Raw genomic sequence first — 12,189 nt, 5'->3', positions numbered from 1 at the left:
GAAGGCGGAAGTCGTCTTCAACTACCTGGGCCAGGTGGACGCGACGGCGGCGCAGTCGAAGTACTTCGCGCCGGCGAAGGAGAAGGCGGGCGAGGCGCAGGCGAAGGGCGAGAAGCGCGCGCACGTGCTGGGCGTCAACGGACTGGTGGTGGGCGGCCGCTTGGAAGTGGCCATCGACTACGGCCGGGAGCTGCACCGGCGCGAGAGCGTGGAAGAGCTGGCGCGGCACTACGCCCAGGAGTTGCGTCAGTTGCTGCGGCAGCGGACGGAGTCCGAAGCGGGGCTGTGGACGGCGGTGGACTTCCCGCTGGTGAAGGCGAGCCCTCAGCAGTTGGAGAAGGTGCTGGGCCGTGGCGAGGGCGTGGAGGACGTCTATCCGCTCTCCCCGTTGCAGCAGGGTCTGCTCTTCCACTCGCTGCTGGAGGCGGGCAGTGGTGTCTACGTCGAGCAGCTCACCTGGGAGGTTCGCGGCGGACTCGACGTCTCGGCGTTCAGGAAGGCGTGGGAGACGGTGGTGGAGCGGCTGGCCGTCCTCCGCACGCGCTTCCTCTGGGAAGGGCTGGAGGATCCACTGCAGGTGGTGCAGCGCACAGTGCAGCTGCCGTGGGAAGAGCGTGACTGGAGCAGCCTCGGGCGCGAACAGCAGAGGAGCACGCTGGACGAGTACCTGAAGGCGGACAGCCGCCGGGGCTTCGAGCTGGGCCAGTCGCCGCTGATGCGCATGGCGGTGATGAAGCTGGGTGAAGACGGCTGGCGCTTCGTCTGGAGCCACCACCACCTGTTGCTGGACGGCTGGAGCCTCGGCCTGGTGCTGGAGGAGCTGTTCGCCACCTACGAGTCGCTGGTGACGGGCGCGCAGGCGCGAAGCAGCGCTCGCTCCGCCTACCGCGAGTACATCGAGTGGCTCGGGAAGCAGGACACGAAGACGGCGGAGGCGTACTGGCGTGAGGCGCTGAAGGGCGTGAGCGCGTCGACGCGGCTGCCGCTGGAGGCGCGTGGCTCGAAGAGCATCAAGGGCCAGCAGGAACTGCATGTGCAGCTGACGGAGGAGGAGACGTCGGCGGTGCAGGGCTTCGCGCAGCGGCAGCAGGTGACGGTGAACACCCTGACGCAAGGCGCATGGGCATTGGTGCTGGGACGCCACGCGGGTGAAGGCGACGTCGTCTTCGGCGCCACGGTGGCGGGCCGCCCGGCCGAACTCGACGGTGTCGAAGGCATGGTCGGCCTCTTCATCAACACGCTCCCGGTCCGGGTGAAGCTGCCAGGGGACGAGGTGGTGGCGGAGTGGCTGAAGGGGCTCCAGAAGCAGCAGGCCGAGCAGCGGCAGTTCGAGCACAGCGCGCTGGTGCAGGTGCAGGGCTGGACCGAAGTGCCGCGCAGGCAGCCGCTCTTCGAGAGCTTGCTCGTCTTCGAGAACTACCCCATCGATGACTCCCTGAAGCACAGGACGGCCCAACTGGACGTCCGGGACGTGTGGCTTGGGGAGCGGACGAACTATCCCCTCACGCTGTCGGTGATCCCGGGGCCTCAGCTGCGCTTGAGGCTGGCCTACGAAACCTCCCGCTTCGAGCAGCGTGGGATGGATGCGCTGCTGAATCAGTGGAAGGTGGCGCTGCTCGGACTGATGACGAGCGCCAGCAAGCGGCTGGAAGCGGCGCCGCTGCTGACGGAGGCGGAGCGCCAGCAGGTGCTGAAGGGATGGAACGCGACGGAGCAGGAGTACGCGCGCGAGAGCAGCATCGCGGAGGAGTTCTCGCGTCAGGTGGCGCAGCGGCCGGACGCGGTGGCGGTGGAGTGCGGAGAGGAGAAGCTGACGTACCGGCAGCTCGATGAGCAAGCCAACCAGCTGGCGCACTTGCTGAGGAGCAAGGGAGTCGGAGCCGAGGAGCGGGTGGGGCTGTGCCTGGAGCGCTCGGTGGAGCTGGTGGTGGCGCTGGTGGGCATCGCGAAGTCCGGAGGCGCGTACGTGCCGCTGGAAGCGGACTACCCCCAGGCGCGGCTGGAGCAGATGGTGTCGGAGGTGAGGCCGCGAGTGGTGGTGACGCGGCGGGCGCTGGCGGAGAAGCTGCCGGTGCAGGGCGTGGAGTGCGTGCTGCTGGAGGAAATGGCGGAGACGCTGGCCCAGCAGCCGAAGCACGCACCGAAGAGTGGAGTGAGTGGACGCAACCTGGCGTACATCGACTTCACCTCAGGCAGCACGGGCAAGCCCAAGGGCGTGTGCACGGAGCAGCGCGGAGTGCTGCGCACGGTGAAGGGGACGAAGTACGCGCAGCTGGGGCCTGAAGAGACGCTGCTGCTGATTGCCCCGGTGTCGTTTGACGCTTCGACGCTGGAGGTATGGGGCAGCCTGCTGAATGGGGCGAGGCTGGTGGTGTACCCGCCGGGCCCGGTGGGAGACGTGGAGGAGTTGAAGCGGGTGGTGAAGGGGAAGGGCGTGACGACGCTGCACCTGACGGCGGGCCTCTTCGCGCAGGTGGTGGATGCGGATGTGGAAGTGCTGCGCGGCCTCAAGCAGTTGCTGACGGGCGGAGACGTGGTGTCGGCGCCGCACGTGCGCCGGGTGGTGGAAGAGCTGAAGGTGCCGGTGACGGCGTGCTACGGCCCGACAGAGAACACGCTCTTCACCAGCTGCCACCGGATGACGGAAGGCAGTCAGGTGGGCGAAGTGGTGGCCATCGGCCAGCCGATTGGCAACACGCGCCTGTACGTGCTGGACGCGGCGCTGAACCCGGTACCGGTGGGAGTGGCCGGAGAGTTGTACGCGGCCGGCGAGGGCGTGGCGCGAGGCTACCTGGGAAGCGCGGAGCTGACGGCGGAGCGCTTCGTGCCGGACGTGCACGGAGGCCTGGCCGGAGAGCGGATGTACCGGACGGGAGACCTGGCGCGGTGGCGCGCGGACGGGACGCTGGAGTTCCTGGGCCGAGCGGACACGCAGGTGAAGGTGCGTGGCTTCCGCATCGAGCTGGGCGAAGTGGAAGGAGCGCTGCGAGCGCACCCGGCGGTGAAGGAAGCGGTGGTGGTGGCCAAGGGCCAGGGCGCGGGCGACAAGCGCCTCGTCGCCTACGTCGTCGGCCCTGGCCCCGATTCGCTCGACGTGGGTGAGCTGCGTCGCGCACTCAAGAGCCGACTGCCCGAGTACATGGTGCCCTCGGCGTTCGTGCCGCTGGAGGCGCTGCCGCTGACGTCCAACGGCAAGGTGGACCGCAAGGCCCTGCCCGATGTCTCCGGGGCACGGCCCGCGTCCGAGCACCCCTATGTCGAGCCACGCAGTGACGTGGAGCAGAAGCTGGCGCTCATCCTCGCCGAGATCCTCGGTGTGGCGCGCGTCGGCATCCACGACGATTTCTTCGAGCTGGGAGGCCACTCCCTGCTCGCGACCCGAACCATTTCCCGCATTCGCAGCGAGCTCGGAGTCGAGCTGCCGCTGAGTGCGCTTTTCGAGAACCCGAGCATCGCCCGGCTCTCCGTCCACCTGGTGCAGGCCCAGTCCACCCAGGCGGATCAGGCGGAGCTGGAGCAACTGCTGGCCCTGCTGGAGCAGGACACCAGCGACGACATCGACGCCCTGCTTGCATCAGGGCAACTGGCTTCAGGCGAGGAATGACATCCCCATGAGCGACATCAACAAGCGTATCGCAGCCCTCTCGCCCGAGAAGCAGGCCCAGCTGCTCCGTCAACTCCGCAAGAAGGACACCCAGTCGGCCCGTCCGGCCATCACCGCGCGCCCGCGCACGGGTGACTCGGCGCCGCTGTCCTTCGCCCAGCAGCGCCTCTGGTTCCTGGACCGGATGGAGCCGGGCACGCCCACGTACAACATGCCGGCGGCCGTGAAGCTCGAGGGCTCGCTCGACGTGGCCGCGCTGGAGCAGTGCTTCGCGGAGCTGCTCCGTCGTCACGAGTCTCTGCGGACCATCTTCCGCGACGAGGAGGGCCATGCGCTTCAGGTCATCTCGCCGCCGCGCCCGTGCCCGGTGGCCCTGCATGACCTGACGTCGCTGCCCGAGTCCACGCGCGAGCAGGAGGCGCTGCGGCTGACGCGAGAGGAACAGCAGAAGCCCTTCGACCTCACCCGCGGTCCGCTGCTGCGGGCCACGCTGCTGCGGCTGGGCGAGCGCGAGCACGTGCTGCTCCTGACGATGCACCACATCGTCTCGGACGGCTGGTCCATGGACGTGTTGGTGCGGGAGATGGGGCTGCTGTACGGGGCCTTGTCACGCGCTGAGGCCCCGCGGCTGCCCGAGGCGCCGGTGCAGTACGCCGACTACGCGCTGTGGCAGCGGGAGTGGCTCCAGGGGCCGGTGCTGGAGAATCAGCTCAAGTGGTGGCGCGAGCAGCTCGCCGACGTGACTCCGGTGCTGGAGCTGCCGACGGACAGGCCGCGTCCCTCGGTGCAGAGCTTCCGGGGCGCGAGCCGCGAGTCCCTGCTGCCGCGCGCCCTGTACGAGCAGTTGAAGGCGCTGGGGCAGGCGCAGGCGATGTCGCCCTTCATGGTGCTGCTGACCGCGTGGCAGACCCTGCTGTCGCGTTACTCGGGGCAGGAGGACATCTGCGTCGGAACGCCCATCTCCGGCCGGCATCAGTCCGAGCTGGAAGGGCTCATCGGCTTCTTCGTCAACACGCTGGTGGTGCGCACCCGGATCTCCCCCGAGGCGAGCTTCCAGGAGCTGCTGGGCCGCGTGAAGGCCGCGACCGTGGGCGCGTACGCGCACCAGGACGTGCCCTTCGAGAAGCTCGTGGAGGACCTGAAGCCCGCCCGCAACCTGAGCTACTCACCGCTCTTCCAGGTGATGATGAACCTGGAGCAGGCGAAGCCTTTGCGGCTGGAGCTCCCGGGGCTCACGCTGACGCCGATGCCGCAGGCGGATCAGGTCGCGAAGTTCGACCTCGAGCTGCTCTTCAAGGAAGAGCCCGAGGGACTGCGCGCCGTGCTGGTCTACAGCACGGACCTGTTCGATGCGGCCACGGCGCAGCGGATGTTGGGGCACTTGCGCGTGCTGCTGGAGTCCGCCGCGGCCCACCCCGAGCGTTCGCTCTCCGAGGTGACGCTGCTGACGGAGGCGGAGCGTCAGCATGTGCTGAAGGGCTGGAACGCGACGGAGCAGGAGTACGCGCGCGAGAGCAGCATCGCGGAGGAGTTCTCGCGTCAGGTGGCGCAGCGTCCGGACGCGGTGGCGGTGGAGTGCGGAGAAGAGAAGCTGACGTACCGGCAGCTGGATGAGAAGGCGAACCAGCTGGCGCACTTGCTGAGGAGCAAGGGCGTTGGAGCCGAGGAGCGGGTGGGGTTGTGCCTGGAGCGCTCGGTGGAGCTGGTGGTGGCGCTGGTGGGCATCGCGAAGTCCGGAGGCGCGTACGTGCCGCTGGAAGCGGACTACCCCCAGGCGCGACTGGAGCAGATGGTGTCGGAGGTGAGGCCGCGGGTGGTGGTGACGCGGCGGGCGCTGGCGGAGAAGCTGCCGGTGCAGGGCGTGGAGTGCGTGCTGCTGGAGGAAGTGGCGGAGACGCTTGCGCAGCAGCCGAAGCACGCGCCGAAGAGTGGAGTGGGTGGACGCAACCTTGCGTACATCGACTTCACGTCGGGAAGCACGGGCAAGCCCAAGGGCGTGTGCACGGAGCAGCGGGGCGTGCTGCGCACGGTGAAGGGGACGAAGTACGCGCACCTGGGCCCTGAAGAGACGCTGCTGCTGATTGCGCCGGTGTCGTTCGACGCTTCGACGCTGGAGGTGTGGGGCAGCCTGCTGAATGGGGCGAGGCTGGTGGTGTACCCGCCGGGCCCGGTGGGAGACGTGGAGGAGTTGAAGCGGGTAGTGAAGGGGCAGGGCGTGACGACGCTGCACCTGACGGCGGGCCTCTTCGCGCAGGTGGTGGACGCGGACGTGGAGGTGCTGCGCGGCCTCAAGCAGCTGCTGACGGGCGGAGACGTAGTGTCCGCGCCGCACGTGCGCCGGGTGGTGGAAGAGCTGAAGGTGCCGGTGACGGCGTGCTACGGCCCGACGGAGAACACGCTCTTCACCAGCTGCCACCGGATGACGGAAGGCAGCCAGGTGGGCGAGGTGGTGGCCATTGGCCAGCCGATTGGAAACACGCGCGTGTACGTGCTGGACGCGGCGCTGAACCCGGTGCCGGTGGGCGTCGCGGGCGAGTTGTACGCGGCCGGAGAGGGCGTGGCGCGGGGCTACCTGGGAAGCGCGGAGCTGACGGCGGAGCGCTTCGTGCCGGACGTGCACGGAGGGTTGTCCGGAGAGCGGATGTACCGGACAGGAGACCTGGCGCGGTGGCGTGCGGACGGGACGCTGGAGTTCCTGGGCCGAGCGGACACGCAGGTGAAGGTGCGTGGCTTCCGAATCGAGCTGGGTGAAGTGGAAGGGGCGCTGCGAGCGCACCCGGCGGTGAAGGAAGCGGTGGTGGTGGCCAAGGGCCAGGGCGCCGGTGACAAGCGCCTCATCGCCTACGTGGTGCCGAAGGCGGAAGGGTGGCCTGGGGTCTCCGGGCTGCGGGAGCACGTCAAGGCGAAGCTCCCCGAGTACATGGTTCCGTCGGCGTTCGTGGCGCTGGAGACGCTGCCGCTGACGTCCAACGGCAAGGTGGATCGCAAGGCCCTGCCCGAGCCGGAGAGCGTCCGCCCGGAACTCGCGCGTCAGTACGTGGCGCCGCGCACGGAGGTGGAGAAGACGCTGGCGGAGGTCTGGGCGCAGGTGCTCGGCCTGAATCGCGTGGGTGTGCAGGACAACTTCTTCGAACTGGGCGGTGACTCCATCCTGAGCCTGCAGGTGGTGGCTCGGGCTCGGAGGGCCGGTCTGGAGATCTCTCCGAGGCAGCTCTTCCAGAAGCAAACGGTGGAGGAACTGGCGCAGGTCGCGAAGGTCGCCCTGGAGGCCGGAGAGCAGAAGCCGGTGGAAGGCGCGGTGGAGCTGACGCCCGTGCAGCAGGCCTTCTTCGCGCAGGAGCGGAGCCAGGCGCACCACTTCAACCAGTCGCTGTTGCTGGACGTCGCGGGAGAAGTCGAAGCCGCGGTGCTGGAGAAGGCGCTGAACGAGGTGGTGAAGCACCACGACGCGTTGCGCATGCGCTTCGCGCGGGTGGACGGCGCGTGGAAGCAGCACAACGCGGGCGTGGACGAAGCCGGCGCGCTGAAGCTGGAGCAGGTGGACCTGCGCGGGGCGCAGGACGTGGCCACGGAGCTGGAGCAGGTGGCGACGCGGGTGCAGGGCAGCCTGGAGCTGGAGAAGGGCCCGCTGATGAAGGCGGTGCTCTTCGAGCTGGGAGAGAAGGGCCGGCGCTTGCTGGTGGTGGTGCACCACCTGGTGGTGGATGGCGTGTCGTGGCGGGTGGTGGTGGAGGACGTGGAGCGGGCGTGTGAGCAGGTGGCGAGGGGCGAGGCGGTGGAGCTGGGGCCGAAGAGCGCCTCGTACCAGCAGTGGGCGAGGAGGCTGAAGGAGTACGCGGGGCAGGTGGAAGGGGAGGTTGCGTACTGGGAAGCCGAGGGCGCCGCGCAGGTTCCGTCGCTGCCGGTGGACGAGGCGGGCGGGAAGAATGAGACGGGCCTGGAGGGAGAGGTCCGTCTGGAGTTGAGCCGCGAGGAGACGGCGGCGCTGCTGCGCGAGGTTCCCGGGGCGTACCGGGCGCGAGTGGACGAGGTGCTGCTGGCGGGACTGGTAGCGGCGCTGAAGAAGTGGAGAGGGCTGGAGCAGGTGCGGGTGGAGCTGGAAGGCCACGGGCGCGAGGAGGAAGTGGGGCTGGAGGTGTCGCGCACGGTGGGTTGGTTCACCAGCGTGTACCCGGTGGTGGTGGAGGCGCCGAAGGCGGAAGGCGCGGGCGCGTGGGTGAGGGCGGTGAAGGAGTCGGTGCGGCGGGTGCCCGGCAAGGGCCTGGGCTTCGGGCTGCTGAAGTACCTGGGCAGTGACGAGAGCCAGAAGAAGCTGCGCGCGCTGCCGAAGGCGGAAGTCGTCTTCAACTACCTGGGGCAGGTGGATGCGGCGGCCGCACAGTCGAAGTACTTCGCGCAAGCGAAGGAGCGGGCGGGCGAGGCGCACGCGAAGGGCGAGAAGCGCGCGCACGTGCTGGGCGTCAACGGGCTGGTGGTGGGCGGCCGGCTGGAAGTGGCCATTGAATACGGCCGGGAGCTGCACCGCCGCGAGAGCGTCGAGCAGCTGGCCCGGGAGTACGAGCGGCAGCTGAAGAAGCTGCTGCACGAGATGCGGGAGCCGGACGCCGGGGTGTGGACGGCGGTGGACTTCCCGCTGGTGAAGGCCAGCGCACATCAGTTGGAGAAGGTGCTGGGCCGGGGCGAGGGCGTAGAGGACGTCTATCCGCTCTCCCCGTTGCAGCAGGGTCTGCTCTTCCACTCGCTGCTGGAAGGCGGCAGCGGTGTGTACGTGGAGCAGCTCGCGTGGGAAGTGCGCGGCGGGCTGAAGGTGGAGGCACTGAAGCAGGCGTGGCAGACCGTGGTGGAACGGCTGTCCATCCTGCGCACGCGCTTCCTCTGGGAAGGGCTGGAGGAGCCGCTGCAGGTGGTGCAGCGCACGGTGCAGCTGCCGTGGGAAGAGCGTGACTGGAGCAGCCTGGGCCGCGAGGCGCAGCAGCACGCGCTGGACGAGTACCTGAAGGAAGACGCCCGCCAGGGCTTCGAGCTGGGCCAGGCGCCGCTGATGCGCATGGCGGTGATGAAGCTGGGCGAGGAGGGGTGGCGGTGCGTGTGGAGTCACCACCACCTGCTGCTGGACGGCTGGAGCCTCGGTCTGGTGCTGGACGAGGTCTTCACGACGTACGAGGCGCTCGTCACGGGTGGCGAGCTCCGCGGTCAGGTGCGGGCGGCGTATCGCGAGTACATCGCGTGGCTCGGAAAGCAGGACACGAAGAAGGCGGAGGCGTACTGGCGTGAGGCGCTGAAGGGCGTGAGCGCGCCGACGCGGCTGCCGCTGGAAGCGCGTGGGGCGAAGGATGGCTCCCATGCCCAGGATGAGCTGGTGCTGCAGCTGACGGAGGAGGAGACGTCGGCGGTGCAGGGCTTCGCGCAGCGGCAGCAGGTGACGGTGAACACCCTGGCGCAGGGCGCCTGGGCCTTGGTGCTGGGACGGCATGCGGGCGAAGGCGAAGTCGTCTTCGGCGCCACGGTGGCGGGCCGCCCGGCCGAGCTGGACGGTGTCGAAGGCATGGTCGGCCTCTTCATCAACACCCTCCCGGTCCGGGTGAAGCTCGGTGGCGGCGAGTGGGTGGAGTCGTGGCTCAAGGCCCAGCAGGAGCAGCAGGCGGAGCAGCGGCAGTATGAGCAGAGCCCGCTGGTGCGCGTGCAGGGCTGGAGCGAGGTGCCGCGCGGACAGGCCCTGTTCGAGAGCCTGCTCGTCTTCGAGAACTACCCCATTGATTCGTCGTTGAAGGGCCGCGCCAATCGCTGGGAGGTCGGAGACGTCCGCGTGAAGGAGCGGACGAACTACGCGCTCACGCTGTCGGTGATTCCTGACAAGCAGCTGCGGCTGATGCTCGCCTATGACGTGTCGCGCTTCGAGGCACGAGGCATGGACGCGCTGCTGAAGCAGTGGAAGGTGGCGCTGCTGGGGCTGGTGGCCAGCGCCGGCAAGCGGTTGGAGGATGTATCGCTGCTGACGCAGGCGGAGCGTCAGCAGGTGCTGGAGACGTGGAGCGGCACCCGCGTGGCCTTCCCGGAAGCCACCACCGTCGCCTCGCTGTTCGAGGCGCAGGTGGACCGGGCGCCGGACGCGGTGGCGGTGGAGTTCGAGGGACAGCGGCTGACCTACCGGGAGCTGGACGCGCGAGCCAACCAGCTCGCGCGGGCGCTGCACCGGCTGGGCGTGGGCCCGGAGGTCCGGGTCGGCCTGTGCTTGGAGCGCTCGCTGGATGTGGCGGTGGCGCTGCTCGGCGTCCTCAAGGCGGGCGGGGCCTATCTGCCCCTGGATCCGATGCTGCCTCGCGAGCGGCTCGCCTTCATGCTGAGCGACAGCGGCGCCGAGGTGCTGATCACCCAGGGCTCGCTGCGGGAACGCCTGCCGGAGACCTCGGCTCGCACGCTCTGCCTGGACGAGGCGCGTGAAGCGGTCCTTCGCGAGAGCGGAGAGCGCGTCACCCGCGGCGCGGGCCCCGGCAACCTCGCGTACATCATCTACACCTCCGGCAGCACCGGGACCCCCAAGGGCACCGCCATCGAGCACCGGAGCGTGGCCAACCTCGTGACCCACGAGGCGGTGGCGTACGGCATCGGGCCGGGCAGCCGCGTGTTGCAGTTCGCCAACCTGAGCTTCGACCTCTCGGTGGAGGAGATCTTCACCACGCTGACCTCGGGGGCCACGCTGGTGCTGGCGCCCGCGGAGCGGCTGTTGCCGGGCGACACGCTGTCCGCGCTGCTGCGGGACGCGAACATCACGGTGCTCAGCCTCACGCCGGCGGCGCTCGCCGTCACGCCGTCCGAGGGGCTGCCCGCGCTTCGCACCGTCATCTCGGGCGGTGAAGCGCTCCCGGCCGAGGTGGTGACGCGCTGGGCCCCCGGCCGGCGCTTCGTCAACTCGTACGGGCCCACGGAAGCCACCGTGGTGGCCACGCTCACGGATTGCGTGGCCGACGGCCGCACGCCGTCCATTGGCCGGCCGCTGGCCAACGTGCGGACCTATGTGCTCGACGCGCGCGGCGGCCTGGTCGCCCTGGGCGTCGCGGGCGAGCTGTACCTGGGAGGCGTCGGTGTGGCTCGGGGCTATCCCGGCCGTCCGGAGCTGACGGCGGAGCGCTTCGTGCCGGACACGTTCGGCGGCGAGCCGGGTGCCCGGCTGTACCGCACGGGTGACGTCGCGCGCTGGCGCGAGGACGGCAGCCTGGAGTTCGTGGGCCGAGCGGACACGCAGGTGAAGGTGCGTGGCTTCCGCATCGAGCTGGGCGAAGTGGAAGGAGCGCTGCGAGCGCACCCGGCGGTGAAGGACGCGGTGGTGATGGCCAGGGGCCAGGGCGCGGGTGACAAGCGCCTGGTGGCCTATGTCGTGGGCCACGGCCCGGCGACGGTGGACACGAACGAGCTGCGTCAGGTGCTCAAGGTCCGGCTGCCCGAGTACATGGTGCCCTCGGCGTTCGTGGCGCTGGAGGCGCTGCCGCTGACGTCGAACGGCAAGGTGGACCGCAAGGCCCTGCCCGAGCCGGAAGGCGTCCGCCCGGAGCTGGCGCGTCAGTACGTGGCGCCGCGCACGGAGATGGAGAAGACGCTGGCGGAGGTCTGGGCGCAGGTGCTCGGCCTGAATCGCGTGGGCGTGCAGGACAACTTCTTCGAGCTGGGTGGTGACTCCATCCTGAGCCTGCAGGTGGTGTCCCGCGTGAGAAGGGCGGGCCTGGAAGTGACGCCGAAGCAGCTCTTCCAGAAGCAGACGGTGGAAGAGCTGGCGCAGGTGGTGAAGGCCGCGCAGGCCGTGGCGGATCAGGGACCTGTCGAAGGCCCGGTGGAGCTGACCGCCATCCAGAAGAGCTTCCTGGAAGAGGCCTGGAAGAAGCCGAGCCACAGCAACCAGTCGCTGCTGCTGGAGGTCTCGCGCGCGCTGGACGCGGCGGTGCTGGAGAAGGCGTTGGGCGCGGTGGTGAAGCACCATGACGCGCTGCGGATGCGCTTCGAGCGAGTGGACGGCGAGTGGAAGCAGCGCAACGCGAGCGTGGAAGAAGCGGGTGCGCTGAAGCTGGAGCAGGTGGACCTGCGCGGGGCGCCGGACGTGGCCACGGAGCTGGAGCAGGTCGCGACGCGGGTGCAGGGCAGCCTGGAGCTGGAGAAGGGCCCGCTGATGAAGGCGGTGCTCTTCGAGCTGGGAGAGAAGGGCCGGCGCTTGCTGGTGGTGGTGCACCACCTGGTGGTGGATGGGGTGTCGTGGCGGGTGTTGGTGGAGGACGTGGAGCGGGCGTGCGAGCAGGTGGAGTTGGGGCCGAAGAGCGCCTCGTACCAGCAGTGGGCGAGGAGGCTGAAGGAGTACGCGGGGCAGGTGGAAGGGGAGGTGGCGTACTGGGAAGCCCAGGGCGCCGCGCAGGTTCCGTCGCTGCCAGTGGACGAGGCGGGCGGCCGCAATGAGACAGGCCTGGAGGGAGAAGTCCGTCTGGAGTTGAGCCGCGAGGAGACGGCGGCGCTGCTGCGCGAGGTGCCCGGTGCGTACCGGGCGCGAGTGGATGAAGTGCTGCTGGCGGGACTGGCGGCGGCGCTGAAGAAGTGGAGAGGGC

Annotated in this window: 2 protein-coding genes; both read left to right on the top strand. The window is 69.5% G+C overall.

Going from position 1 to position 12,189, the window contains the following annotated elements; all coding sequences use genetic code 11:
• The coding region (locus D7Y04_RS42295; RefSeq protein ID WP_121763041.1) for a non-ribosomal peptide synthetase at positions 1 to 3,604 on the top strand (3,604 nt) is incomplete at its 5' end.
• Positions 3,605 to 3,611: 7 nt separating this feature from the next.
• A partial coding sequence (locus D7Y04_RS42290) for a non-ribosomal peptide synthetase (protein ID WP_121763040.1) occupies positions 3,612 to 12,189 on the top strand: 8,578 nt, incomplete at its 3' end.

Source organism: Corallococcus sp. AB038B, assembly GCF_003668955.1.
In the GTDB taxonomy this organism is placed as follows: domain Bacteria; phylum Myxococcota; class Myxococcia; order Myxococcales; family Myxococcaceae; genus Corallococcus; species Corallococcus exiguus.
Note: the sequence above shows the minus strand (reverse complement) of the source record. Positions and strands in the feature narration are given on the sequence as shown.